A 24,943-nucleotide genomic window follows, 5' to 3' on the forward strand; every position below is an offset into this window, starting at 1 on the left:
CCGCCGGCCTGGTTCTTGCCGGCAGATGGGCGGACGACAGAGACGACAGCGAAGACAGCGAATTGCGCACATGTTTTTGACGCTCATTCTCCTTTGCGTGCCTGCTTTTCTGGTCGCGGCGGCAGGGCTTCTGGCGGGCCTCGTCTTCTTGTCTCGTCTGTCCATGCCCAGGGTGCAGCGCAGCGGTACGGTGACCCTGATCCTGCCTTTGACCGGTGAAGCCGACGGAGTTGTCGCCCTGCTGCGCGCGCTCGCGGCGCAAACGCTGCCCGTACGGCGCCTGTTGATCTGCGTCGAGGGCGTGCATGACCCGGCCTATGCCCGGGCGACGGAACTGGCGAGCACGAGTAGCACGAAGAGCACGATCAGCCTGCCGATCGAGATTCTGATTGCCGGCGAGGCGACGCATTGCGCCCAGAAGTGCTGCAATCAGATTGCCGGTCTGGCGCGCATCGATGCGCGTGACGAGGTGGTCGTCCTGTTCGACGCGGACATCGTGCCGCCGCCGTGGTGGCTGTCGGCGCTGGCGACTCCGATTCTTGACGGCAGTGCCGATATCGTTACCGGTTACCGCTGGCCGCTGCTCAGCGGGCAGGGCTGCGGTGCTCCGCTTGGCGCCATGCTTGCTGCACAGATCGCCGCGGCGATTGACCGGGGAATTGCCTTGTTGCCGCGCCTGGCTGCCTTTCCGGTCACCTGGGGCGGGTCGCTGGCGCTGTCGCCGCGCGCCCTCGAAAAACTCGACGCGGCGCGTCTTCTCGGCGGCACCCTGTCGGACGACTGCAGCATTGGCGCGCAGGCCGCCGCCCTCGGCTTGCGCGTGCTCACCCGGCGCGCGCTGCTGGTGCCGACGCCGGCGAGCGACGGTCTGGCGGCGCTGTGGCGTTTCGGTCGCCGGCAGTATCAGATCATCCGCGTCTATCGGCCGCCGCTGTGGTGGCTCGCCTGCCTCGCGCTGAGCAGCCGGGTGATCGCCTGGGGAGTTCTGCTGACCAACTTCGGGGAGGTCTGGGCGCGCCTGGCGACGCTGGCGCTGCTCGTTATCGCGCTGGCGGCAGTGGGCGTCCAGGCGCTCGTCGGACGGCGTTTGGGAATGGCGGATCCGCTGGCGGTGACGGTGCTGCAGGTCGGTGTCGCGCTGTGCAAACCGCTCGTCGATGTCTTTCACTGGAGCCTGATGCTGGCCGCCTGGGATACGCGCGTCATTTGTTGGGGTCATCTCGGTTATCGCGTCTTCGGGCCCGGACAGATTGCCATCGTGAGTCGTCGCCGATGGGGCTGATCCTGTCACTTGCCGGCCGTCTCGCCGGTCGCTCGGCGCTCATGACGCGCCTGGCGGGGCGTTTGGTGGCGCGCGAGTTGCGCCACCTCAAAGGCAAACCGGTCGAGCGCCAGTTACTGGTCTACGACCTGCCGGAAACGCAACTGGCCCTGGCCAACGATCTGCGCGTCGTCGACACCCTGCTCAGCGATCGGGCGGGAACCTTCCCCAAGGCGGCGGCGCTCGAGCGCCTGCTCCGGCCGCTGGTCGGCGGCGGTGTTTTCGGCCAGCCCGGGGGCGACGCCGTCAAGCAGGCGCGGCGCATTTTCCTGCGCGCGCTGGTGCGCATCCCCGAGCAGCGGGTAACTGGCGTGGCCCGCGAGCTGACGCGCGCCTATCTGGCCGACTGGCAACGGCAAGGCCAGCCCGTGGCGATCCCCAGCGAACTGTCGCGGCTGACCATCGACATCGTCAGCGAGGCCAGCCTGGGCGGGCGTTTCAGCGCCGCGGAGGGGAAGCGTTTCGTCGAGCTGTTCTTTGCCTATCACCAGCGCGCCAATCCGGTACTGCTGCTGCTCGGCGGCCAGGCGCCGGCCACGCAGCAGGCATTGGTCGAACGTATGGGGCTGGCGGCGATCGGCGCCGAGATGCGCGCCTTGATCCGCCAGCGCTTCCTGGTGCCCTTGCTGGAAGACCGGCCGCTGGCCGAGCGTGCGCCGTTCGCCGCTGCCTTGCTCGAAGCCGCCGCCATGGGGCGGGGTGTGGAGGTCTCGCTGGCGCAGGATGAGGCGCGCCAAACGGCGATGCTCGACGAGATCGCGGTGATGCTCCTTGCCGGACACGAGACGACCGCCTCGGTGCTCAGCTGGCTGCTCTGGGAACTGGCCGACGCGCCGCAGGAGCAGGACACTGCCGCCCGCCTGATCGCCGCGGCAAGCCTCGGCGAGGGGCAAAATGGCGACGCTGACGCCAGCCAGCAGCAAGCCGCCGTTGACGGCGGAAAAGCCGCCGCCAGGCAGTTGGCGGCGCTGACTCAGGAGGCGCTGCGTTTGTATCCGCCGATTGCCTTCCTGTTGCGTGAAACGACCGCCGCAGTGAGCTTTCGTGAACGGCCCATCTGTGCCGGCGGCTTCGTTGTCGTTTCGCCATGGACTCTTCAACGCCACCGGGCGCTGTGGTCCGCGCCCGATCGTTTCGATCCCGGGCGCTGGCTGGCTGCCGAGCCGCCGCCGGCGATGGCGGAGCGCCTGGCGATGATTCCTTTCGGTTACGGTCCGCGCGTCTGTCCGGGCAAGCGTTTTGCCGAGGTCGAGATGCAAGCCATCCTCTCCGAGCTGCTCGGCAGCTGCCATATTGCACGCGGCCGCGGCCGGGCGCCCAATCCGCTCGGCACGCTGACTTCGCGGCCGGACTACGACTTTCGTCTGCAGGTCACGCCGCGTGGCCCTGGCTGAGCGCATGTCCGACTTGCTCCCTCCGTGCCCGATTACCGGCCGACCGGCGCGCCGCCGCGTGCATGGCGTGTCGACGCGGGCTCTGTTGGCGATGTGGCGCGCGGCCGGCGCTGGCGATCTGAGCCATTTGTTTCCCGAAGCACCGCAGGTGGTCCTCTACGAGTCGGATACCGGGCTGTACTTTTTTGCGCCCGCGGTTGCCGGCGATGCCGGTTTCTACCAGCACTTCTACGCCACCCACGCCGCACATGCGACGCTCAGCGCACATTCCGAAGCGCGGCGCGAGTTCGTCAATGCCGCCCGCTGCATCACTGCCGGGTCGCAGGTGCTCGACGTCGGCTGCGGCAGTGGCGCTTTTCGCGACCACCTGCCGCTTGGCACTTATCGCGGACTTGATCCGTATGCCGAAGCCGGGGTGGCAGGCGACGTCATCCGCCAGAGCCTGAACGAGCATGTCGACGAAGCGCGTGGGCGATACGACGTGGTGACTGCCTTTCAGGTTATCGAACACGTCGCCGACCCGCTCGGTTTCACTCGCCAGCTGGTCGCCCTGCTGCGTCCAGGCGGCACGCTTATCATCTGCGCGCCGCTGCACCCCTCGCCTCTGACCGAGATTCCCAATTTCCTGATCAATGCTCCGCCGCACCACCTCACTTGGTGGACTGCCAGTGCCTGCCAGGCCCTCGCCGACGCGGTGGGCGTCGAAGTGCTTGAAATCGTCGCCGTCGCGGCATCGCCCCACGAGGCCATCGTTTACTGGATGCACCGCTTTTCCCTGCTGCACGCGCGCCCCGGACCGGGCGAGCGCTATTTCGCGCACCGCTGGAGCTGGCACCTGAACCTGGCGCTCAGTTACCTGTTGGCGCGCGTGGCAACGGCGGTGCTGCCGCCACCACGCGGCGGGCGGCCCTGCAACGTGATGCTGATCGCGCGCTCGCCGCAGCCTTAGCCAGTCTGGTAAACTCTGCCGCCCGAGAGTGATCGCCGCAACCATTGGAGAGCTTTGTATGTGTGACGACCAGGCCGTGCTCATCAGTTGCCGCGCAAGCGTGCCTGCCCGCTGATGAATGAGCATCGTTACCCGGCGGCGGATGTGGCCGCCATCGAGCGGGTCATCCGCGAGCGTCGCGATATTCGGCAGTTCGCCGAGGGGGCGCTTCCCGAAGGTCTGCTCGGCCGCCTGATCGAGGCCGCTCATCGCGCGCCGTCGGTAGGTTACATGCAGCCCTGGCGTTTCGTGCGCATCGTCACTGCCCCGACCCGCGAAGCACTGTGGCGCATCGTTGATGTTGAACGTCTGGTGACTGCCGCGAGTCTGCCGACGCGCGCTGCCGCGTTCTTGAAACTCAAGATCGACGGCATTCGCGAGGCCGCCGAAGTGCTGGTGGTGGCGCTGATGCCGGATCGGGAAGCGCATATTTTTGGCCGCCGCACGATGCCGGAAATGGATCTCGCGTCGACCGCCTGCGCCATCCAGAATATGTGGCTGCTGGCGCGGGCCGAAGGTGTCGGCCTGGGCTGGGTTTCGTTTTTCGACCCTGAAGCGGTTAGTGATTTGCTCGAGATGCCGGCTGGCAGCCGTCCGATCGCCATCCTCTGTCTTGGTCCGGTGGCCGAGTTTCCACCGCAACCGGTGCTTGAATCGAAAGGTTGGGGTAGCCGCTTGCCGCTTGATGAGGTGCTCTTCGAGGACCGTTGGCGAGCCGGCGCCGGTGGCACGCCGACGGCGTATTGATTGCCATCGCCATTGCCCAGGCTCGCTTGCCCGGCGAGTGCTTCCGGGTACGCCGGCCTGATCAACCGCTGCGGCTTGAACCTGGGCGTGCCCGGTGAGCGAGCCGAGCAGCCGTCGCAATTTTCTGCGTGGCCGATTTTCGCGCCGCCCGGCCGCGCTGCGGCCGCCGTGGGCGCTTGCCGAAGCCGCTTTTCTGGAGGCCTGCACGCGCTGCACTGACTGCCAGTCGGTCTGCCCAACGGGCATCATCAGCAACAGCGATAGCGGCTATCCGGTGCTTGATTTCAGTCGTGGCGAGTGTTCGTTCTGTGCGGCTTGTGTAGATGCCTGCAGCAGCGGCGCCTTGCAGCGCGCAGCGGCACAGCCGCCGTGGTCGCTGCGCGCAGCGATTGGCGAGCACTGCCTGGCGGCCAAGCAGATCGAATGCCGGATCTGTGGCGACTATTGCCTGGTCGGCGCCATTCGCTTCGTGCCGCGGGTCGGTGGCGTTTCGCTGCCGGTGGTGGACACTGCACGCTGTACCGGTTGTGCCGCCTGCTTCGCGCCGTGTCCAACCCAGGCCATTCGTATCAGGGAAATCGATGATAAAACGTGAGCACTGGCAGGGAAGTAAATCCTGCATCGCCGCTTCGCACTTGCTGTGCGCTGCAGTTGGCGCGGGCGGGGAGCCGAGACCGTGAGCGTCGCACAGCCGCAAGAACCGCAAGCATTGCCAATGGCCTCGGAGCGCTTGCTGAGCGTGCTCACCGCCCTGGTCGCCGAGACACGCCCGGGACGGGTTGAACGGGTGAGCATGAGCAGCCATCTCGAGCGCGACCTGGGGCTGGACAGCCTGGCGCGCGTCGAGCTTCTGTTGCGTGTCGGTAGTGAGTTTGGCCGCTCCTTGCCGGAAACGGCGCTGGCCGAGGCGGAAACGGCGCAGGATTTGCTGCGCTTCATTGCCAGTGCCACGGCCGAAGAGCGTTCGACGACGCGCATCGATTTGTCGACCTCCAGCGGCCCGATCAGCGTTCCGACACAAGCGACGACCCTGGTCGAAGTGTTCGAATGGCATGTGCAACAGCATCCGCAACGCACGCATGTGCTGCTCTACGGAAGTGGCGGCGAGCGGGGTGAGTTCCATCCCGAGGCCATCTCCTACGCCGATCTCTTCGAGCAGTCGCGCCGCATCGCCAGCGGTCTGGTGAGCCGCGGGCTGTTGCCGCAGCAAACGGTGGCCTTGATGCTGCCCACCAGCCGCGACTATCTGAGCAGCTTTTTCGGGGTGCTCCTCGCCGGTGGAATTCCGGTGCCGATTTATCCGCCGGCGCGGCTGGCGCAGATTGAGGATCACCTGTGCAGGCACGCGCGCATTCTCGCCAACGCGGAAGCGGTGTTCATCATTACGGTGCCGCAGGCAAAAGGCGTCGCCGCGCTGCTGCGCCGCGACGCGCCGAGTCTGAGTGAAGTGCTCACGCCGGCGGAACTCGATAGCGAGCCGATGGAACTGCTGTATCGCGCACAAGCCGACGATATTGCTTTCCTGCAGTACACCTCGGGCAGCACCGGCGACCCCAAGGGTGTCGTACTCAGCCACGCCAACCTGTTGGCCAATGTGCGCGTGATGTGTGAGACCTGCGCGGTCAGCAGCGACGACGTTTTTGTTTCATGGCTGCCGCTCTACCACGACATGGGACTGATTGGCGCCTGGTTCTGTCCGCTCTATTCCGGGATGCAACTGGTGTTGATGTCGCCGCTGGCTTTTCTGTCCCGGCCGGTGCGCTGGCTGCGGGCCATCTCCGACCATCGCGGAACGATTTCGCCGGCGCCCAATTTTGCTTATGACCTCTGTGCAAAAAAACTCGTCGACAGCGACCTGCAGGGACTGGATCTCTCGTCCTGGCGTCTGGCACTGAACGGCGCCGAACCGGTGAGCCCGGCCACGCTGCAAGCTTTTGCCGAGCGCTTCGCCCCTTATGGTCTGCACGGCGAGGCCATCACGCCCGTCTATGGCCTCGCCGAATGCTCGGTCGGGCTGGCCTTCCCGGTGTTGAAGCGCGGTCCACTGATTGATCGGATCGAGCGCGACGAATTGATCAAGCGGAAATGCGCGGTACCGGTCAGCGGCAGCGATGGCGAAGCGATGCTCGTTCCGGCGTGCGGGCGGGCCTTGCCCGGGCATGAGGTTCGTATTGTCGACGCGGAAGGTTGCGAGCTGCCGGATCGCAGTGTCGGGCGACTACAGTTCCGTGGCCCTTCGGCGACGCGTGGCTATTATCGCAACCCGGTGGCGACGCAGGCCTTGTTCAGCGATAGCTGGCTCGACTCTGGGGATTGCGCGTATACCGTCGCTGGCGAAATCTATCTGACCGGCCGGGTCAAGGATTTGATCATCCGCGGCGGAAGAAACCTCTACCCCTACGAACTGGAACAGGCGGTGGGCAATATTCCGGGCGTGCGCAAGGGCTGCGTGGCCGTTTTTGCCAGCAAGAATACGCTCAATGCCAGCGAACGGCTGGTGGTTCTGGCCGAAACACGTGAGGAAGAGGCCAGCGCGCTAGAGGCCATGCGGCAGAAGATCGACGCTGCCGCGATTGACGCAATTGGGATGCCGGCTGACGAAATCGTCCTGGCCCCGCCGAATTCGGTGCTCAAGACTTCGAGTGGCAAGATACGTCGCAACGCTTCGCGCGACGCCTACGAGAATGGCTTGATTGGCGCTCCCACGGTGCCAGCCCGGCAACAAATGTTGCGCCTCGGTATCGCGTCCCTGCGTGCGCGTTTGGGAGAGGCGGCACGGCGCTTTGGCAGGCGCGCCTATGGCCTCTGGTGCTGGAGCGTTTTTGTCGTCCTCGGTGTGCCGACTGCGGCGGTAGTTGTCGTCCTCGGTAAACTGCTGCGCTCGCCGGCGAGCGGACGCCGCCTGGTGCGCCGGGTGGCGCGGCTCTTCTTTGCGCTGGCCGGGGTTCGCTTGCAGACTAGCGCGGCGGTGGATTTGCCGGCAGTGCCGCATCTGCTACTGGTCAACCATTGCAGCTATCTCGATGCGCTGGCCCTTTGCGCGGCCCTGCCGCCGAGCCAGGCCTACGGCTTTGTGGCCAAGCGCGAGTTGGTCGAACAGCCGGCGATCCACGCTTTTCTGAGCGCGCTCGGCACGCTGTTCGTCGAACGCTTCGCGGCGTCCAGGAGCGCCGAGGACGTCGACGAGATTGCCGGCGCGCTCCGGCAGGGACAGAATCTGGTCATTTTTCCGGAAGGGACTTTTTCTCGCGAAGCCGGGCTGAAACCGTTTCGCATGGGGGCTTTCGTCGCCGCTGCGCGGGCGGGGACGCCAGTGCTGGTGGCTGGTCTATGCGGGTCGCGCCGGATGTTGCGCGATCAGACCTGGATGCTGCGGCGAGGTCGCCTGGCACTCGCCTTCGGGCCGCTACTGGCCCCGGCGGGTGACGATTGGGCGGCGGCGGTGGCTCTGCGTGATGCGGCGCGCAAGGAAATGCTCAGTCTGTGCGGAGAGCACGATCTGGAACGCTGAGTAGCGTGGCTAGCGCCCGGGGAGAGGGAGGAAAGGCTCTGACAGTGCCAGAGCGGTAGCGGCACGGTGGCACGGTGGCGTGGCGGCTTTCCCGAGCTGAGTGGCCGGCACTTGGCCGGCCCACTCCCTGATGCTACTTCCTGGCTTAGTTCTTCTTGACCGGCTTCTTGACGGCGTCGCCCTTGAAGGTGTTGTCGACCAGCGGCGGCGCGTCAATCTGTGGCACGTGGCACTGCACGCAGCTGTAGCGAGCGCCGGTCGCTTCGGCGTGTTTCTTGCCGTCGCGGTCGATGAAATGGCTATCGCCCATCTTTGGTGCTTTTTTCTTCTCATGGGTTGCTGCCGAGTGGCAGTCCATGCACTGGTTTTCTTCGAGGTTGATTTCGTCGAAGTTCTCCACTGCGTGCGGGATGACCGGTGGCTGCGTGCTGAAGGTGCGTGCGACCGGCGCTTCGGTGCCGGGGCGTTTGCCGGCGTAGTCCTTGACCGCGGGCGCCGGGCTGGGTGCGGCGACGTCTATGCCGCGCATGGAGGTTGTGGCGTCGGCGGCAAAGACCAGCGAAGTCAGGCAACTGGCGACGATGGCGATGGTAAGTTTCAGTGAGTGCTTCATGGTTGGTGTTCCCTCCACGTCAAAAAAATGATTTCTGATGTTTCTCGAGTACTTCAGTTGCCGTTTGTCGCTGCTTGCGGTGTGACCTGCCTGCCGTTGTCCGGCGGGTTGTCGAAGCGCAGGCCGAAAGTGAACACATCTTTGGAGCAGACATCGATACAGCGCCCGCAGTTGGTACAGTTGCTGGCCAGAATGACCGGGCCGACACCTTTGCCGGCGCCCTTCAGTGCCGGGCGAATGACCTGTGGCTCGGGGCAGACTTCGAAGCAGTCCATGCAGTCGTTGCAGGCTGCACGCTTGCTGGCCGTCACGCGCAGCGGACTGCCCTTGCCGAGCAGGCTGTAGAAGGCGCCGACCGGGCATAGGTGGCCGCACCAGCCGCGGCTCATCACGAACAGGTCAAACAGAAAGACAGCCAGCACGACGGCCCACGCGGCGCCCAGTCCGAAGAACAGTCCGCGATGCAGCATCGATACCGGATTGACCAGTTCCCAGGCGATGCTGCCGGTGAGTGCCGCGAGCAGCAAGGTCATCGCCAGGATCCAGTAGCGGCTGCTGCGCGCGATGTGTGCGCTGCCCTTGATCCCCAGCCGGCGGCGCAGCCAGCCGGCGAGGTCGGTGACCGGATTGATCGGGCAGACCCAGGCGCAATAGACACGGCCGCCGACGAGAAAATAGAAAACCACAACGATCGAGACGCCGATCAGCGCGAGTTTCTCGGGCCAGTTGCCAGCCAGTAGCGATTGCAGCAGCACGTAGGGGTCGGTCAGCGGCAGGGTGTCGAGGGTCAGGCTATACGCCAGATTCCCTTTGATGATCCATACGGCCGCCAGGGGGCCGAGCAGGAACAGGGCCAGAATGGCCAACTGGCACAGGCGGCGGGCCAACAGCCACTGGTGGGCAGCGATCCAGCCCTTGGTGGCAACTGCCTCGGCACCGGTGCGCTTGCTGCTCATCGCGCAGCCTCGGCAGGCAAGGCATTGACGCGACTGCCCGGCGCAGCGGGACCACCGAGACCCGGCGGCAGGCTGGGAAGCGCCGGGCCGTTAGCCGGCATTCCTGCCGGCACTTGCTCGCTACCTGGATCGAAGTGGCCTTCGAGGTGCATGCCGTCAGGCATGCGGTCGGGCAAATCAACGATGCCCCTGTCTTCGACCAGCGAATGCCCGCCGGCCTTGCTTTTCTCGTCCCAGCCGAGGCGGTAATGCTTGCCGAGTGAGCCTCTTACCAGTTTGGCGGGCAGCACCTTGATTGATGCTTCTTCGGTGACGCAGGCGCTTTCGCACTTGCCGCAGCCGGTGCAATGCTCGGAGTGTACGGTCGGGATGAACATCGCGTGCCGGCCGGTACGGGTGTTTGGGCGTACTTCGAGGGTGATTGCCTTGTCGATGACCGGGCAGACACGGTAGCAGACGTCACAGCGCAGACCGAGGAAGTTGAGGCAGGTCTCCTGGTCGGAGAGAACGGCCAGGCCCATCCTTGACTGGTTGATGTCGGTCAGGCGGTGGTCCAGGGCGCCTGTCGGACAGGCCTTGACGCAGGGGATGTCTTCACACATCTCGCAGGGTCCGCTACGGGCAGTGAAATAGGGTGTGCCCGTGGCAATCGGCGACTCTGGTCGGGCCAGTTCGAGAATGTTGTAGGGGCAGTCGCGCACGCACATACCACAGCGAATGCAGGCGCCGAGAAAGTTGTCTTCGCTGGCCGCGCCTGGCGGACGGATCGCCAGCGCTGGCAAGGCCTTCGCCTGTTTGGTGTACGCCGCGAGGCCCAGTCCGAGTACGCCGACACCGCAAAGCAGTCGTGCCGAATCGAAGACGAACTGGCGGCGCGCCAGCGACTGGATATGGGTGGTTGCGGTGGTCGCACGCGCGGGCAGGCGACTACTGTTTTTGTTTGCCGTGGGCATTATTGCGTAGCCAGAAACCGGGCAGGTGCCTAGTGTGAAAGTCGCGTCCGCGACTCTCGAATCTCCCTTCTCCCCCTGCGGGAGAAGGGCCGGGGGTGAGGCGGGCATTCAGGGAGCATGCTCTCTGCCCGTCGAACGATTCCGGCGTGCAAGCCGGAATGCGCACTGCAAGCGAGAGGGGGCGGCCATGAGGCGGGCGATGTTCTGCCCGCCCTGGCTCTCCCTGATTGCCCTGCGTTCGCGCGTCGATCAGGCCTTGACCACCTTGCACGCGCATTTCTTGAAGTCGGTTTCCTTCGAGATGGGACAAGTGGCGTCGAGCGTCAGCTTGTTGACCAGGCGATGCTCGTCGAAGAACGGGATGAACACCAGGCCGGCTGGTGGCTTGTTGCGGCCACGCGTTTCGACGCGCAACTCGATCTCGCCGCGGCGGGTGCTGGTCTTGACGACGTCGCCGCGTTGCAGGCCGCGCTTCTTGGCGTCGGCTGGATTCATGTAGATCCAGGCGTCAGGCATCGCCTTGTACAACTCGGGGACACGGCGGGTCATCGAGCCGGTATGCCAGTGTTCGAGAACACGCCCGGTGCACAGCCAGAGGTCATACTCCTGGTCGGGCATTTCGGCGGCCGGTTGGTAGGGCAGCGCGAAAATGACTGCCTTGCCGTCCGGCTTGCCGTAGAACTTCACGCCTTCGCCAGCCTTGACGTAGGGGTCGTAGCCCTCGCGGAAGCGCCACAGCGTTTCCTTGCCGTCGACCACCGGCCAGCGCAGGCCGCGTGCCTTGTGATAGGTATCGAACTCGGCCAGGTCGTGAGCATGGCCGCGACCAAAGGCGGCATACTCCTCGAACAGGCCTTTCTGCAGGTAGAAGCCGCAGGCTTTTGCTTCGTCGTTGTCGAAGCCCTTGTAGGTCTGGCTGATCGGGAACTTGTCGACCTGGCCATTGGCGAAGAGCACCTCGTAGAGAGTCTTGCCCTTGTACTCGGGGTTCTTGGCGAGCAGTTCTGCCGGCCAGACTTCGTCGGTCGTGAAACGCTTCGAGAATTCGATGTACTGGATCAGGTCGGAGCGGGCCTCGCCCGGGGCCTTGACCTGTTGGCGCCAGAACTGCGTGCGGCGTTCGGCGTTGCCGAACGCACCTTCTTTTTCCATCCACATGGCCGAAGGCAGGATCAGGTCACCGGACATCGCCGAAACCGTCGGATAGCAGTCGGAGACGACGATGAAATTGTCGGGGTTGCGCCAGCCCGGGAAGACCTCGTCATTGACGTTCGGCCCGGCCTGCATGTTGTTGGTCGTCGTCGTCCAGTAGAAGTTGATCTTGCCGTCCTTGAGCAGGCGGCTTTGCAGTACGGCGTGTGCGCCGACCCAGTCCGGAATCGTTCCGGCAGGCAGCTTCCACACTTTCTCGCTCGCCTCCCTGTGCTTCGGATTGGTGACCACCATATCGGCCGGCAGGCGGTGCGAGAAGGTGCCGACTTCACGGGCCGTGCCGCAGGCCGAGGGCTGGCCGGTCAGCGAGAACGGGCTGTTGCCGGGCTCGGAAATCTTGCCGACCAGCAGGTGCACGTTGTAGATCATGTTGTTGGCCCAGGTACCACGCGTGTGCTGGTTGAAGCCCATGGTCCAGAACGAGGTGACCTTGGCGTTCGGATCGGCGTAGGCCTTGGCCAGTGCTTCGAGATTCTCTTTCGGTACACCGGAGATCTCGTGCGTCTTGTCGAGCGTGTATTCGGCGACAAAAGCCTTGAATTCGTCGAAAGTCATCGGGCTGGCGCCGCCGGGGTCGCCCTTGGGTTTGCCGTCTTCACCCGGATAGCCGTTGTTCATTGCCACTTTTTCGAGCGGATGATTCGGTCGCAGGCCGTAGCCGATGTCGGTGACGCCCTTCTTGAAGTTGACGTTGCGGGCGACGAATTCTTCATTCACCGCGTTGTTCTGGATGATGTAGTTGCAGATGTAGTTGAGAATTGCCAGATCGCTCTGCGGCTTGAAGATCAACTCGTTGTCGGCCAACTCCGTTGAACGATGGCCAAAGGTCGAAAGCACGTGGACCTTGACGTTCTTGCCGGTCAGGCGGCGATCGGTGAGCCGCGACCACAGAATCGGGTGCATCTCGGCCATGTTCGAACCCCAGAGCACGAAAGTGTCGGCATGTTCGAGGTCGTCGTAGCAGCCCATGGGTTCGTCGATGCCGAAAGTGCGCATGAAACCGGCGACCGCAGAGGCCATGCAGTGACGGGCATTCGGATCGATGTTGTTGCTCAGCAGCCCGGCTTTCATCAGTTTGGCGGCAGCGTAGCCTTCCCAAACCGTCCATTGCCCGGAGCCAAACATGCCGATGTTGCGCGGACCGCCTTTCTTGAGCGCGGCCTTGCATTTTTCGGCCATGATGTCATAAGCCTGGTCCCAGGAAATCGGCGTGAACTCGCCGTTCTTGTCGAACTTGCCGTCCTTCATGCGCAGCAGGGGAGTGGTCAGGCGATCCTTGCCGTACTGGACCTTGGAGAGGAAATAGCCCTTGATGCAATTGAGTCCTCTGTTGACTGGTGCGTCCGGATCGCCCTGGGTGGCAACGATGCGGCCGCCCTTGGTTCCGACCAGCACGCCGCAACCTGTTCCGCAGTAGCGGCAGGCGCCTTTGTCCCAGCGCACGCCGTCGGACTTCGCGGGGGCTGCCTGGGCGATGGCGGGAATGCTGATGCCGGCCGCGGTGGCGGCGGCGGCGACGGCATTGCTCTTGATAAAGTCACGCCTGGTCAACGTCAATTTCATCTCATGCTTCCTCATCGGGATGGGGTTCAAACTGGTGGTAAACCAATGCTGCGGAGAGTACGCCTGGCTGCTGACTGACCGTGGTGAACATGTCGGCTGCAGCGCGATCGCTGTCGGCTTCGATGGTCACGATCAGTTGGCCCTTCTCGGTCGCGGCGTGTACTTCAACACCGCCCAGGAGCAGCAGACCGTCCTGCACCTGTTGTTGAAGTTCGGGGCGGGCATTGACCAGCAAGCTGGAAATATTCATCGGATCGAGGCTCTCCTGTTGGCAAGCTGAGTGCGGGTGTCGCCGAAGCGGCGGAACACAACGTCAAGCAATCTTGCATCTGGCAAATACACTAAGCGTCCGGTGAGGTGTTTTGCTTGATCCAGGTCAAGCGGGAAGGAATTCAGCGTGCAAGCCGGAATGCACACGGCAAGTGCGAGGTGAGAGGTGATGACCGCTAGCGGAAGGGGGGCGCAAAAAAAAGCGCGGGACCAAAGGTTCCGCGCTTTTAAATTTTGTCCCCGCAAGTGCCGTCAGGCCGGCATCCTGAACCTGGGTTCAGATAGGTCACTTTCCTTCCGCATCAGGTATGCCCGACTTGAGGGGCACACACAACAACGGTTTCTATGGTCGGCGACCAATGCCAATTAGCATTGGTTCAAGGAATCTATGACCTTAACAAACACCGCAGGGAACTCTCTCGGAGTCTTCGGAACCTGCTATCAGGGCTTCAGCACGGGGGCTTCAGCGCTGCCTCAAGTTCCGTCTCCATGTGGCAAATTCTACGCCTAAAGGCGTCGATGTCCAGCGCTATTTCTGATTCAATTCTCTGATCTTCCGTGGCTACACTCTGATTTCCGGAGAGGTGCTCGTGGGCAATGTTCAGCGCAGCCATCACCGCGATGCGCTCGGTGTGATTGCTCCTGGTTTTCTCGGCGATGTCGCGCATCTTGCCATCAACATAGGCCGCAGCATTGAGTAGCGCGGCGCGCTCATCCGCTGGGCAGGCGACACGGAACTCCTTGCCAAGGAGGGTGATATCCAGAAAATTGGCTTCGTTGGGCATCGGACAAGAACCTTCAGGCTTTGGCTTCGGGGAGCTGCTGGGCAAGCTGCTCAAGTCGGGCGGAGGCCGCTCCCATGCGCTCGGCGAGGCCTTGTCTGTCCCCTTCGGCGACAGCGAGTTGCTCGCGGAGGTGGTCATTTTCCGCGCGCAGGCTGTGACAGAGGGTCACCACCTGGCCAATCTTGCTCTCGAGCGTGTCTAGTTCATTCAGCATGGCCAGACTATAGATTCAAGAGGCGTCCCCGGTCAAGGTGTGCAGCGCTTCGCGGCTGTGCCTGCTTGCCTGGCAGCGGTGGCTTTCGGTGGCGATGGCGGGCCGCCGGCCGTCTGGCGCGCTATAATCCGCCCTTTCGTCGACTGCGGTTAGCGAAAAACCATCGTGCAAGGTGCCGCAACGCAGATCCTCTGCAGCGGTTAAACGGGAAGCAGGTGCGTGTTCTCAGGAACACCATGCCTGCGCTGCCCCCGCAACGGTAAGCGAGTGCGGGTGTGTCGAAATGCCACTGGGCGCCGGCCTGGGAAGGCGACACACCAAGACTCGCGAGCCCGGATACCGGCCTTCGCACACATTTGACGCAAGTGCCGCGGGGAAGCGGACACGAAACGCTCGGCTGCGCCGCTCGCCTCGTTGTTTGCTCCCTCGTGCATTTGATATTTGTTTGCTCGCCGGCTTGCGGGGACGCGTGCCGGATCCAGGGAGAAACCCATGAGATATCAGAGGGCGCCGCGCGCAGGTTCTGCCGCGGCATTGGCCACGCTTTGCGGCGCGCTATTTCCGGTGGCGGCCAACGCTGCCGATCAGCAGCTTGATCCTATCGTGGTCACCGCCACGCGACAGGCGACGCGCGCCAACGAATTGACCAGCGACGTGTCGGTGATCACCCGCGAAGAAATCAATGCGGCCGGACAATCAACGCTCGAGCAACTGCTGTCGCGGCAAGCCGGCATTCAGTACACGGCCAATGGCGGTCCTGGCACCAACAGCGGCGTGATTATCCGCGGCGCCAGCAGCAATCAGTCGATCGTGCTCATCGACGGCCAGCGCATCGGTTCGGCGACGACCGGCAGTGCGGCGCTGGCGCGCATTCCTCTTGACCAGATCGATCGCATCGAGATCCTGCGCGGCCCGGCTTCGTCGCTGTACGGAGCCGACGCCATTGGTGGCGTCATCCAGATCTTCACTCGCAAAGGCGAGGGTCCGACGCGACTGAATGCGAGTACGGGCTATGGCACTTACGGGACCACTGACACCACGGTCGGCGTCTCCGGTGGGACAGATCTGGTTTCCTACAGTGTTCAGGCGGGTTATCTGGATACTGGCAGTTTCAACGCCATTCACAACAAGTCGGACATCAATTACAACCCCGACGATGATGGCTATCGCAACAGTAACCTGAGTGCGAACTTCTCCGTGCGTCCGGCAGCCGGTCAGGAAATTGGCGTCAACCTGCTCGCCAGCGACGGTAGCAACCAGTACGACTCGAACGACTTCAGTGCCGTCGGCGCCGACAAGAACTACACCAACGATCAGCTGCTGGAGTCCTATTCGATCTACTCGCGCAACCGCTTGAACCAGGTATGGACGAGCACCCTGCGTCTCGGTACCAGCACCGACGCCTCCAAGGGCTATGCCGGTAACATCAGGGAGTACACCATACGCACGGACATGGATCAGGCTTCGTGGCAGAACGATATCGTCCTGCCCATCGGCGAAGCGCTGCTGGCCGTCGAGTACACCAAGCAGAAAGTGTCTGGCAGCACTGACTACACGGTGACCGAACGCACGATTCGCTCGCTGCTCGGTGGCTGGAACGCCAGTATCGAGAAGCACCGCTTGCAGTTCAACCTGCGCCGTGACGACAACTCCCAGTTCGGCGATGAAACGACGGGTTCCGCTTCCTACGGCTACCAGTTCACTCCGGACTGGCGCGCGCACTTATCGTATGGGACGGCATTTCGCGCGCCGACTTTCAACGAACTGTATTTTCCCCCGAGCGCTTTCTTCTCCGGCGGTAACCCCGATCTGCAGCCGGAACAGGCGAAGAACACCGAGGTGGGTGCGAACTGGGAGCGCGGCAATCATCGTGCGTCGCTGGTCCTGTACAACAATGTTGTCACCGACCTGATCGAGTTCCGGCCACCGACCTATGCGCCGGTCAACGTCAGCAAAGCCTTGCTGCGTGGTGCAACACTGACCTACGACGGACGCTTCTCGGAATGGGGGGCGGGCGCTGCCGTCGATTTCCTCGATCCGAAAAACGAGGAAGACGGGCCGAACAAGGGCAATCGACTGGCCCGCCGCTCCACACAACAGATGAGCAGTTACATCAGCCGAACGCTTGGCAACTGGGATTTGCGCGGCGAGTGGCAACTGGTCGGCAATCGCTACGACGACCAGGCCAACACCAATCTTCTCGGTGGCTACGGTCTGGTCAACCTGTATGCCGACTATCGCCTGCAACGTGACTGGACCCTGTTCGCTCGCGCCAACAACATTTTCGACAAGTACTACGAGACGATTGACAACTACGCCACTGCGGGAGCGAATGTCTTCGTCGGTGTCCGCTACGCACCCAAGTAGGAAGCTGGATGCCCACCCGTCGCCGCGCTTTGCTGATTCTCGCAGCCCTCGCCGGGCTGTCGCAGTTGAGCATAGCGCTGGCGCTGATGGTGGGCAGTATTTCGATCACCCCCTTCGAGGTCCTGGCGGCACTGGTCGACAACGGCGGCGGCACCGCTGGCGAGGTTGTGCGCAGCCTGCGCCTGCCGCGTGCCTTGACCGGTTTCGCCTGCGGCGGCTTGCTGGCCCTGGCCGGGGCCCTGCTCCAGGTGTTGTTGCGCAACCCGCTCGCCGATCCCTACGTACTCGGCATTTCGGGGGGAGCCGGTATTGGCGCGCTGCTGGCCATCGTCTTCGGGTTCGGCGTTGCCGGGGTCAACGGCTTGGCTTTTGTGGGCGCACTCGGCGCCATGCTACTGGTCTTCGGCCTGGCGCATGGCGAGGGCGGCTGGACGCATTCACGCCTGTTGTTGACCGGGGTGATCGTTGCCGCCGGCTGCGGCGCGGTGGTTACCCTGATGTTGGCCATTGCTCCCGAAGATCGGCTGCGCGGCATGCTCTTCTGGTTGATGGGCGACCTCTCGCAGACCGGAGACCCGAAATTGGTGCTCATCCTGCTCGCGATGGTGCTCCTGATCTCCCTGCCGTTTGCCCGTGAACTCAATCTCCTGGCGCGCGGAGCCGATGTTGCGCAGGCGCTTGGTGTCGCGGTCCGCCCTTTGCGCCGCGGTGTCTACCTGGTTGCCTCGCTGGCCACTGCCGCGGCAGTCACGCATGCCGGTGCGATCGGTTTTATCGGCCTGATTGTGCCGCATCTGGTGCGCCTGGCGACCGGTAACGACCAGCGTCTCTTGCTACCAGCCTCGGTGCTCGCCGGTGGTAGCCTGCTGGTGATTGCCGACACGCTGGCGCGGACCGTCCTGGCGCCACAGCAATTGCCGGTGGGTGTTCTGACCGCGATGATTGGCGTGCCTGCCTTTCTCTTCCTGCTGACGCGCGGCGCTGCCGGGAGGGGATGAGATGGAGCAGACGGCGCCTCTCCTGACCACCCGTGCCCTTGCTGTCGGCATCGCTGGCCGGACTTTTTGCCGCGATCTGGAACTGAGCGTGCAGCCAGGTGATTCGCTGGCCATTCTCGGCCGCAACGGCGCCGGCAAGTCGACCCTGCTTTCGGTGCTGGCGGGCTTGCGCGAGCCGGAAGGCGGCGAGGTGCGCATCGCCGGCGCCCGCTATGCGCAACTCGGTGCGCGTCGCTGTGCTCGTATTCGTGGCTGGTTGCCGCAGAGCCGCAGCGAAGCTTTTTCCTCGACGGTCCTGGAAACGGCACTGGTCGGACGTCATCCCCATCTCGATCGCTGGGACTGGGAGTCCGAGGCAGATGCTCGGCAAGCCCGTCGGGCGCTGGCCTGCGTCGGCCTTGCCGACCTGGCGCAACGCGACGTGCAGACACTTTCCGGCGGCGAGCGGCAGCGCTTGGCCATCGCCACCCTGCTGACGCAGGCGCCGCAGCTCTACCTGCTCGACGAGCCACTGGCTCACCTCGATCTGAATCACCAGATCGCCACTCTCGAGTTGTTTGCGGCGCTCAATCGCGAAGAGCAGATGGCCAGCGTGATGGTCCTTCATGAACCCGGCCTGGCGGCGCGCTTCTGCTCGCGAGCACTGCTGCTTTTCGACGACGGCACGACGCTGCTGGGACGCAGTGACGAGGTCATCAGTAGCGATTCCTTGAGCCGGTTGTACGGCTATCCGCTGCGCGAAGTGGGCGCTGGCGAACTGCGCTGGTTCATGCCGGCGTAGCGACGCTCGGCAGTCAGTGTGCAAGTCGCGGACGCGGCACACGATCCTTTCTCCCCTTGCCGGAGAAAGGCCGGAAAAGAGGGGGGGTCAGGTGCTCGGCGTTGCCGGCCCACTGCGGCCACTCTCCAGGCCTTGCTTGCGCCGGTACATGTCGGCATCGGAACACTGCACCAGCGATTCGACATCCTGCCCATCTTCGGGGTACATGGCCAGGCCGACAGAAGCGCCGGTGTTGGCATCCAGCGCCGTCGTATCGATCGACAGCAGTGGCGTGCCAAGCAGCTGCTCGATGTTGCTGCGCGCGCTCTCCGCGTCCTGGCGGTTGTTGACCGCATCGAGCATGACCACGAACTCGTCGCCAGCGTAGCGCGCGACCAGGTCGCGGCTGCGCAGTCCGCTGAGCATGCGCTGCGCGATTTCCTGCAGCACCTTGTCACCGACGTCATGGCCGAAGCTGTCGTTGATGTTCTTGAAACCGTTGAGGTCGATGAAGAGAATGGCGAAGGGGCGGGGCTCGGGGAGTTCGCGTTGCCGGGCCAGGCGGTCGTCGACGCGGCGCAGGAAGGCTTCGCGGTTGGCCAGCCCGGTCAAGCGGTCGCTGAGCAGTTTGCTCTGCATGCTCCGGAAGCTTTTCGCCAGGTCGCCGATTTCATCGCTGCGGGTGACATCGAAAGCCGCATTGAGGTCGCCGTTGCCGACCTTGCGGGCTGCCACGGCCAGTTCCTTGAGGTCGCGGGTGACGACCGAGAGGACCATGAAGCCGATGAAGATGGTCATCAGCGAGGCGAGCAAGGCGAGTAACACGGTGCGCTTGAAGTTCTCGGTGACGCCGAACAGAAAGTCGCTGCGTGGTACCGCGACGACGATGATCCAGTCCAGTCCGGCGGCATCCTGGATGCGCGCATAGGCGGCTTCGACCGCCTCACCGTTGGCGCTTTCAAAGACCGCGGTTTGCGGGTGCGGGGCTTTGGCGGAAGGGTGTAGCAGCTTGCGGATCTCGCGGAAACTGGCGGCTACCAGGGGATCGTCGCTGTCCTGCACATTGAGTCGCACATTGCCCTCGGTGGCATCCTTGCGCAGGTGTGGGCCGCGTGAGGTGCCGATCAGCCGGCCGTCGGTTTCGACGACGTAGGCGATGCCGTTGGCGCTCAGTCGCAAGGAGCGCAGAAACTCGTTGACTCCTTGCAGCGACAGATCGGTGGCCACGACGCCCTGAAACTTGCCCTCTGCGTCGTTGACTCGTCTGGCACGGGTGGCGACCAGTTCCTCGGTTTTGAAGTCGATGTACACCGAGGTCCAGGTGTGCATCGTCGAGCTCTCGCCAGACTTGAACCACGGGCGTTCACGGGGCTCGAAGATGCGCATTTCGCGCACCGGGTCGCTCAGTTCGCCAGCGATCCCGGAAAAGCGATAGATCGTTCGCGGGCCATCGCCGGTGGTTCGCAGGCGCAATTCGGCGTCACTTTCGGAATGGCGCCAGAGTCCGAAAAAGTGTCCGCTACGATCGCCGTAATAGGCGTAGTTGTTGGGGTCGCGATGCACCGAGGTGGCCAGCCAGAAGCGCGTGCGCAGGTCGTCGAGGTCGTCGTCGATGTTGGCCGGCGCGGCCACGCCGGTGGGAAACGCCGTTTCGAGCACCGCACTGGCGCCAAAGACGTGCCGCTCAGCCGCCTGGGCGATTCGGTACACCATCTCCGAGAGCAGTTGATTCGACAGGGTGTCGACGGCAACGCGGCCTGCCGAATACGACAAGCCGCCGATGGCTGCCGCCAGCAGCAGAACCAGCACCACGTACGGCATGGTGAGCATCTGCCGCAGTGAAAGGATTTGCAGGAACTTCATGGATTCCTCGCTAGGGGCCGGCTGCGGAAATACTCGCTAGAGCGAATGCTATGCGAAGGCTGTGGGGCCCGCGCGTGAGGGATGTCACGATGCGTGGCGCAGCCTCGCTGTAAGGCGTCCCTGGTTAATGTGAAAGTCGCGCATGCGACTCACGAACCTCCCTTCTCCCCCTGCGGGAGAAGGGCCGGGAGAAGAGGGGAAACGGTCATGACTTTCATCATTCGGGGTATCTCGACTGTCGTGACCGTTAGCGGCTGACTGGCGGCAGTTCGAGTGAAGCCGGTAGCGCGTACCGGTCGTCAAGGCGTAGGAGTTGCGGCGGCCGCCTTGACGCTCGGCACGTAGTCGAAGTCGGCGACCAGGATGTGGTTGTAGAACCAGCCGTTGATCAGGAACTTGACCTCGTCGGCAATCTCGTCGAGGGTCATCTGCTTGGCATTCTCCAGCAGCGTGAACAGCATTCGCCGGAATTCCGTGTGCAGTTGCCGATGCGCCTCGAGGCCAGGGTAATGGCAAGCGGCCATCATCTGCTCTTCTTCGCGCAAATGAACTTTCACGTACTCGGTCAGTATGGCCAGTGACTTGAGCACCCGGATTTGATCCCCATCACCAGCAAAGGTCGCCGCAAGGTCGAACAATTGCCGATGCTGCGCATCAATGTTTGGCAAACCGACGAGTATCTTCGGCGACCACTCCACCAACTCATATTTCATTTACTGCTCCAATTGCTGTGTAGGGGGCCAAGCACCTCACGAGATTGTCGGGCCGGCCGAATCGATCCGTTCGGCGAGCGTCAGCCAGTGCTCTTCCAGTTTCGCCAACTGCACGGCGATCTCGCTCATGCGTGTTCCCAGAGCCGCCAGATCAGCGGCGGCCAGTGGCTTCGACAAACGGCTCTCCAGAGAGTGCTGTTCTTGCTGCAGATCGAGCAGCTCCTTTTCGATCCGGCCCTGGTCGCGGGCCAGGGCTTTCAGCGTTCCGGGCCCTTTCCGGTTGGCCGTGGTGCTCACCGATGCTGCGGCTTGGCGCGGCTCCTTGGCGCTCTTCAGCGATTTCTTGAGACTGTCTCGGCTGCGTTTTGCTTCGTCAAGCAGGTAGCGCTGGTAGTCATCGAGATCGCCCGTAAAGTCGGCCACGCCACCGCGGCTGACCAGCCAGAACTCGTCACATACCGAGCGCAACAGCGAGCGGTCGTGGCTGACCAGCATTACCGTGCCCTCGAATTCGTTGAGTGCGATCGACAAGGCTTCGCGGGTGCCGAGGTCGAGATGGTTGGTCGGTTCGTCGAGCAGCAGCAGGTTGGGGCGTTGCCAGACGATCATGCACAGCACCAGGCGTGCTTTTTCGCCGCCACTCATCGTGCCGACCGCTTGCTTGACCATGTCGCCACTGAAGTTGAAGGTGCCGAGGAAGCTGCGCAGATCCTGCTCGCGGCCGCTCTGGCCGTTGGGCAGTCCCTCCTTGGCCATGCGCACCATATGTTCGAGAGGTGTTTCGTCGGGGCGTAGAACGTCGAGCTCCTGCTGCGCGAAATAACCAATGTGCAGGCCTTTCCCTTCGGCGAGGCTGCCGCTGGTACAGCTGAGGACGCGGGCAATGGTTTTCACCAGCGTTGACTTGCCCTGTCCGTTGGCGCCCAGGATCCCGATGCGCTGGCCAGCCAGCACCGAGCGCGTGACCTGACGGACGATCACCGTCGGCGGGGTGCCGGCGGCTGCCTCGGCAGGTGCCGGGTAGCCGAAGCTGGCGTTGTCCATGATCAGCATCGGGTTGGGCAGGTTGGCGGCTTCCTTGAACTCGAAGCTGAACTCGGCATTGGCCAGTATCGGCGCCAGACGCTCGATTCTTTCCAGTGCCTTGACCCGGCTCTGCGCCTGCTTGGCCTTGGTCGCCTTGGCTTTGAAGCGGTTGATGAAGCTCTGCAGATGGGCGATCTTGTCCTGTTGTTTGGCGTAGGCGTTTTGCTGCAGTTCGAGCTGCTGGGCGCGGGTTTCCTCGAAAACGCTGTAGTTGCCGCCATAACGCGTCAATTGCTCGTTGTCGAGATGCAGCGTCACCGTCGAAATTGCGTCGAGAAACTCACGATCGTGACTGATAACCAGCATTGTGCCTTCGTAGCGCTTGAGCCAGCTCTCCAGCCACACCAGCGCGTCCAGGTCGAGGTGGTTGGTCGGTTCGTCGAGAAGCAGGAGGTCGGACGGACACATCAGCGCCCGGGCCAGCTGCAGGCGCATTCGCCAGCCGCCGGAGAAGCTGTCGACCGGATTGTTCAGTTCGGTAGTCTTGAAGCCGAGGCCAAGGATCAGGGCCTGCGCACGTGCCTGCGCATCGTGTGCGCCAGCGTCGTGCAGGGCCATGTAGGCATGTGCCAGGTCGTCGCCGTCGCCGCTCGCTTCGGCCAGGCGTACTTCCTCCTGGGCTGCGAGCAAGGCGGTGTCGCCGGTAATCACGAAATCGGTGGCGCTTTGCGAGGTTTCCGGCATTTCCTGCAGGACTTGCGCGAGGCGCCACTGGGCTGGCCGGAAGAACTCACCGGCGTCTTCGTGCAGGCTGCCGTCGAGCAGCGCGAAAAGCGTCGACTTGCCGGCGCCGTTGCGACCGATCAGGCCAACCCGTTCGCCGGTGTTGATGGTCACCGAGGTGTTATCGAGCAACACCCTGGCGCCGCGGCGCAGGGTAACGCCTTTGAGGGTGATCATGCGGCAGAAAACTCCAGGTGGTCGTCCAGCAGACTTGGTCGTGCCGAGACTTGAGGGTAATGGCTATCGGTGCTGGCGGGGCTCAGCGGAATATCACGGTCTTGTTGGCGTGCAGAAGGACGCGATCTTCGAGGTGATAGCGCAGCCCGCGCGCCAATACCGCCTTCTCGATGTCCTTGCCGTAGCGCACCATGTCTTCGACGGAGTCCGAGTGATCGATGCGGATCACGTCCTGCTCGACGATCGGTCCCTGGTCGAGTTCGCGGGTGACGTAGTGGCAGGTTGCGCCGATCAGCTTGACGCCGCGCTGGAAGGCCTGGTGGTAAGGCCGGGCGCCGACGAAGCTGGGCAGAAACGAATGGTGGATGTTGATCATCTGTCCCGGGTAGCGGGTGCACATATCGGCCGGCAGAATCTGCATGTAACGCGCAAGGACCATGGTGTCACCCTTGACTTCGTCGTAGATGCGACAGATTTCAGCGTGCGCCGCCTGCTTGTTGTCGGCGCTGACCGGCACGTGGTGGAAGGGGATGCCGTGCCACTCGACGAAAGCCTTGAAAGTGTCGTGATTCGAGATTACGCAGGGGATCTCGATGGCGAGCTCTTTCGATTGCCAGCGTGCGAGAAGGTCGTAAAGGCAGTGTTCCTGCTTGCTGACCATCAGCACCACGCGCCGCTTGACTGCCGAGTCGCTGATCTTCCAGTCCATCGATAGTTCAGCAGCCAGCGGCGCGAAGCGGTCGCGAAACTCGGCCAGATGAAAGGGCAGCGAATCGGCTTTCACCTGCATGCGCATGAAGTAGCGGCTGGCATGCTCATCGTTGCCTTCGTCGGCGTGATAGCTCGATTCGAGAATCCAGCCCTGGTGCTGGGCGATGAAGCCCGAGATGCGCGCGATGATGCCGATCTGGTCGGGGCAGGATCCGGAAAGGGTGTAGAAACGTTTGCTTTGCATGCGGCGGTAATCCTAGGCGGCGGCGCGCGTGGCGAAGGCTTTGTCGATTTCGGCACGGAGGTCGGCGAAGGTCTGCGTGACCGGATACTGCGGGAACTCCTTGATCACTTTCTCCGGTGGGCGAAAGAGGATGCCGGCATGCGCTTCGCCGAGCATGGCCGTGTCGTTGTACGAATCGCCGGCGGCGACGACCGAGAAGCGGAGTTCCTTCAGGCGTTGCACGGCCTCGCGTTTCTGGTCCGGCATGCGCAGCCGGTAGTTCACCACCTTGCCGTCGGCGTTGGCTTCCAGACTGTGGCAGAACAATGTCGGCCAGCCGAGCTGGCGCATCAGAGGATGCGCGAATTCGTAGAAGGTATCCGAAAGGATGATCAGCTGATAGGTTTCGCGCAGTCCATCGACGAATGCGCGGGCGCCCTCGACCGGTCCCATCTCGGCGATCACTTTTTGTATGTCCGGCAGGCCCAGCTTGTTCTCGGCCAGGATGGCCAGCCGGTAGTTCATCAGCTTGTCATAGTTGGGCTCGTCGCGCGTGGTACGGCGAAGCTCTGGAATGCCGGTGCGCGCGGCGAATTCGATCCAGATTTCGGGGACGAGTACGCCTTCGAGGTCAAGGCAGACGATTTGCACGGCAGGCTCCTGGTGGGTGAGGTTTGGCAAAAAGACGAGATTCTACCAAATCCGCCCTGCCAGGTCCGCAGAGCGACCGTGTTTGGGCGATCGCAGCGCTTGAACGGTGGTGATTGCGCCCGGCTCCGATTACGCTCGGTCACC

The 24,943-nt window shown here is 63.4% G+C and carries 21 protein-coding genes and 1 riboswitch; of the genes, 9 read left to right on the forward strand and 12 right to left on the reverse strand.

Annotated features, from left to right (window positions below; translation table 11 throughout):
• The first annotated feature begins 70 nt into the window (after nt 1-70).
• From QZ648_RS03870 to QZ648_RS03895, 6 genes are all read left to right on the forward strand, one after another.
• Nucleotides 71-1,282 (forward strand): glycosyltransferase family 2 protein, encoded by a 1,212-nt coding sequence (locus tag QZ648_RS03870; protein WP_291996164.1) that lies wholly within the window; start codon nt 71-73, stop codon nt 1,280-1,282.
• Nucleotides 1,273-2,715: a cytochrome P450 gene (locus tag QZ648_RS03875; RefSeq protein ID WP_169066417.1), complete on the forward strand. Its 1,443-nt coding sequence runs from the start codon at nt 1,273-1,275 to the stop codon at nt 2,713-2,715. Before QZ648_RS03870 ends, QZ648_RS03875 begins: the two co-directional genes overlap by 10 nt.
• Before the next feature lie 4 nt (nt 2,716-2,719).
• Nucleotides 2,720-3,664, forward strand: a complete 945-nt coding sequence (locus QZ648_RS03880; protein WP_169066418.1) for a methyltransferase domain-containing protein — start codon at nt 2,720-2,722, stop codon at nt 3,662-3,664.
• 114 nt (nt 3,665-3,778) lie between these two features.
• On the forward strand, nt 3,779-4,450 hold the full coding sequence (gene bluB / locus QZ648_RS03885; protein WP_169066419.1) for a 5,6-dimethylbenzimidazole synthase: 672 nt from the start codon (nt 3,779-3,781) through the stop codon (nt 4,448-4,450).
• 94 nt (nt 4,451-4,544) lie between these two features.
• On the forward strand, nt 4,545-5,045 hold the full coding sequence (gene napF, locus QZ648_RS03890; protein WP_169066420.1) for a ferredoxin-type protein NapF: 501 nt from the start codon (nt 4,545-4,547) through the stop codon (nt 5,043-5,045).
• Between the two features lie 81 nt (nt 5,046-5,126).
• A complete protein-coding gene (locus tag QZ648_RS03895; protein ID WP_366144050.1) occupies nt 5,127-7,961 on the forward strand; it encodes an AMP-binding protein in 2,835 nt (944 codons plus the stop codon).
• Between the two features lie 145 nt (nt 7,962-8,106).
• Here the strand turns inward: QZ648_RS03895 and QZ648_RS03900 are convergent, their stop codons facing one another.
• From QZ648_RS03900 to QZ648_RS03930, 7 genes are all read right to left on the reverse strand, one after another.
• A complete protein-coding gene (locus QZ648_RS03900; protein ID WP_291996165.1) occupies nt 8,107-8,574 on the reverse strand; it encodes a nitrate reductase cytochrome c-type subunit in 468 nt (155 codons plus the stop codon).
• Between the two features lie 53 nt (nt 8,575-8,627).
• The gene (gene napH, locus QZ648_RS03905) at nt 8,628-9,530 is read right to left on the reverse strand and encodes a quinol dehydrogenase ferredoxin subunit NapH (protein WP_291996166.1); all 903 of its coding nucleotides are present in this window, start codon (nt 9,528-9,530) and stop codon (nt 8,628-8,630) included.
• On the reverse strand, nt 9,527-10,483 hold the full coding sequence (gene napG / locus QZ648_RS03910) for a ferredoxin-type protein NapG (RefSeq protein ID WP_291996167.1): 957 nt from the start codon (nt 10,481-10,483) through the stop codon (nt 9,527-9,529). The genes napH and napG overlap by 4 nt, the downstream gene beginning before the upstream one ends.
• Nucleotides 10,484-10,732: 249 nt before the next feature.
• Entirely contained in the window at nt 10,733-13,252 is a 2,520-nt protein-coding gene (gene napA / locus QZ648_RS03915; RefSeq protein ID WP_291996536.1) for a nitrate reductase catalytic subunit NapA, read from the reverse strand.
• 7 nt (nt 13,253-13,259) lie between these two features.
• Nucleotides 13,260-13,508: a chaperone NapD gene (locus tag QZ648_RS03920; protein ID WP_291996168.1), complete on the reverse strand. Its 249-nt coding sequence runs from the start codon at nt 13,506-13,508 to the stop codon at nt 13,260-13,262.
• Between the two features lie 469 nt (nt 13,509-13,977).
• Nucleotides 13,978-14,313, reverse strand: coding sequence for a cell division protein ZapA (gene zapA / locus QZ648_RS03925; protein WP_169066424.1), 336 nt, complete (start codon nt 14,311-14,313; stop codon nt 13,978-13,980).
• A 13-nt stretch (nt 14,314-14,326) separates the two neighbouring features.
• Nucleotides 14,327-14,527, reverse strand: coding sequence for a hypothetical protein (locus QZ648_RS03930; RefSeq protein ID WP_169066425.1), 201 nt, complete (start codon nt 14,525-14,527; stop codon nt 14,327-14,329).
• Nucleotides 14,528-14,680: 153 nt separating this feature from the next.
• Nucleotides 14,681-14,890, forward strand: a riboswitch (cobalamin riboswitch).
• Nucleotides 14,891-15,019: 129 nt separating this feature from the next.
• Between QZ648_RS03930 and QZ648_RS03935 the strand changes: the two genes are divergently transcribed.
• Genes QZ648_RS03935 through QZ648_RS03945 form a run of 3 tightly spaced genes read left to right on the forward strand, consistent with a single transcriptional unit; the run spans nt 15,020 to nt 18,673 of the window.
• Nucleotides 15,020-16,894, forward strand: coding sequence for a TonB-dependent receptor (locus QZ648_RS03935; protein ID WP_291996169.1), 1,875 nt, complete (start codon nt 15,020-15,022; stop codon nt 16,892-16,894).
• Nucleotides 16,895-16,902: 8 nt separating this feature from the next.
• Nucleotides 16,903-17,892: an iron ABC transporter permease gene (locus QZ648_RS03940; RefSeq protein ID WP_291996170.1), complete on the forward strand. Its 990-nt coding sequence runs from the start codon at nt 16,903-16,905 to the stop codon at nt 17,890-17,892.
• 1 nt (nt 17,893) lies between these two features.
• The gene (locus tag QZ648_RS03945; RefSeq protein WP_169066429.1) at nt 17,894-18,673 is read left to right on the forward strand and encodes an ABC transporter ATP-binding protein; all 780 of its coding nucleotides are present in this window, start codon (nt 17,894-17,896) and stop codon (nt 18,671-18,673) included.
• 87 nt (nt 18,674-18,760) lie between these two features.
• Here QZ648_RS03945 and QZ648_RS03950 read toward each other — a convergent pair whose 3' ends face one another.
• From QZ648_RS03950 to thrH, 5 genes are all read right to left on the reverse strand, one after another.
• Nucleotides 18,761-20,515, reverse strand: a complete 1,755-nt coding sequence (locus QZ648_RS03950; RefSeq protein ID WP_169066430.1) for a sensor domain-containing diguanylate cyclase — start codon at nt 20,513-20,515, stop codon at nt 18,761-18,763.
• 299 nt (nt 20,516-20,814) lie between these two features.
• Nucleotides 20,815-21,228 carry a hemerythrin family protein gene (locus tag QZ648_RS03955; protein WP_169066431.1) on the reverse strand — a complete coding sequence of 138 codons (414 nt, stop codon included), beginning with the start codon at nt 21,226-21,228 and terminating at the stop codon, nt 20,815-20,817.
• A gap of 36 nt (nt 21,229-21,264) precedes the next feature.
• Complete coding sequence (locus tag QZ648_RS03960) at nt 21,265-23,214, reverse strand: ATP-binding cassette domain-containing protein (protein WP_291996171.1); 1,950 nt, start codon at nt 23,212-23,214, stop codon at nt 21,265-21,267.
• Nucleotides 23,215-23,296: 82 nt separating this feature from the next.
• Entirely contained in the window at nt 23,297-24,169 is an 873-nt protein-coding gene (purU, locus tag QZ648_RS03965; RefSeq protein WP_291996172.1) for a formyltetrahydrofolate deformylase, read from the reverse strand.
• A 12-nt stretch (nt 24,170-24,181) separates the two neighbouring features.
• A complete protein-coding gene (thrH, locus tag QZ648_RS03970; RefSeq protein ID WP_169066433.1) occupies nt 24,182-24,799 on the reverse strand; it encodes a bifunctional phosphoserine phosphatase/homoserine phosphotransferase ThrH in 618 nt (205 codons plus the stop codon).
• Nucleotides 24,800-24,943 lie beyond the last annotated feature (144 nt).

Origin of the sequence: Candidatus Accumulibacter sp. ACC012 (assembly GCF_907163155.1) — a bacterium.
Taxonomy (GTDB): domain Bacteria; phylum Pseudomonadota; class Gammaproteobacteria; order Burkholderiales; family Rhodocyclaceae; genus Accumulibacter; species Accumulibacter delftensis.